Source organism: Shigella sp. FJ200513 (genome assembly GCF_040495915.1).
Classification (GTDB): Bacteria; Pseudomonadota; Gammaproteobacteria; order Enterobacterales; family Enterobacteriaceae; genus ECMA0423.
Genome location: NZ_JBDYCV010000236.1, coordinates 1 through 1,315, shown reverse-complemented (window position 1 = coordinate 1,315; position 1,315 = coordinate 1). Strand labels below are relative to the sequence as shown.

1 pseudogene is annotated in these 1,315 nt (G+C 46.9%); it reads right to left on the bottom strand.

Annotation, left to right across the window (positions count from 1 at the left end):
* Window positions 1-73: 73 nt before the first annotated feature.
* Window positions 74-1,123, bottom strand: a pseudogene (cadB, locus tag ABZJ92_RS21855) (cadaverine/lysine antiporter); the annotation flags it as partial.
* Between the last annotated feature and the right edge of the window lie 192 nt (window positions 1,124-1,315).

Below are 1,315 nucleotides of genomic sequence, written 5' to 3'. Positions count from 1 at the left end.
AGGGAAAAATATCATCAGATGGCTGCTTAAAAAAAGAACAAATGGTAGTGTCCGCTATTGCCAGTACACCTCACAGGTCAGATGCTTTACCACCGGCAGAGTTCATCAGAGTGATGAGGATCATCAGGGCAGTCATTTTCACTGCAGCCAGCAGCAGACCTTTTTTCGGAATACCGTTGCTGTCGACTTCACCATAAACTTTCGGGAAGTTACCGTCGTTAGCGGCACGTACACCTGCCTGGCCTACCAACATCATCCAGGAGCCCAGAGAAGTCAGGCACGCAAAGGCGGTGAATGCAGAAACCAGCGGCGCAGCCCAGTTACCGAGGATAGTTGAAGCACTGATTGCAAACGGAGCACCGGAAGCCGCCATTACAGAAGACGGATACATACCGGAAAGCACCTGAGTCGCAGCGATATAAACAATACCTGCTAAACCAGTACCCAGCATGGTTGCCAGCGGAACGGTACGTTTCGGGTTTTTAACCATACCAGTACTTACTGCTGCGGATTCAACACCCACGAAGGCCCACAGGCAGAGCAGAATACTTTTAATGATCGCATGACCATCAGTGGTATCCGCAGTATTCCAGTTAGCTGCATAAGTTGCCGCATCAAACCAATGCCAGCCAACAATAGCAGTCATCACCACAGGAATAAGAACCAGCACCAGACCAATAGTGGTTAAACGGCTTACCCAGGTACCGCCGAGCATATTTACAAAGGTAAATACCCAGACGATAGCAATACAGGCGATACCCGCCGGAACAGGATCATTTAATACTGGGAAGAAGGTGGAAAGATAAGATACAGCGGTAATACCAATCGCCAGGTTACCAATCCAGTTAGCATGGTAATAAAGAACACCTGTCTGAAAACCAAATGCAGGGGAAATTTCTCCGGCATAAGCAATTGGGCCACCTTGTTGCGGGTTTTTTGTTGCCAGTCGGGCATATACATACGCCAGCGACATTGCACCAATAATAGAGATAATCCAACCCCAGATAGCAATACCACCGATACTTGCTAGGTTCGCAGGTAATAATGCAATACCGCTCCCCATCATATTACCGGCAACAACACCGGTACAGGCAAATAGCCCGATCTTCTTGGCAGAACTCATGCTCTTCTCCTAATTTCATTTTTGAATTTGGAGTCCGGGTCATGATGTATAACTATTTCCTGACCAGACCAAACTGGCGATAAGATTACTCACGAAAAAAGGATTAATCCTAAAGATTAGGTAATGCTGCCAACTTACTGATTTAGTGTATGATGGTGATTTTAAGGTGCTTGCGTGGCTTCCATTTCCATC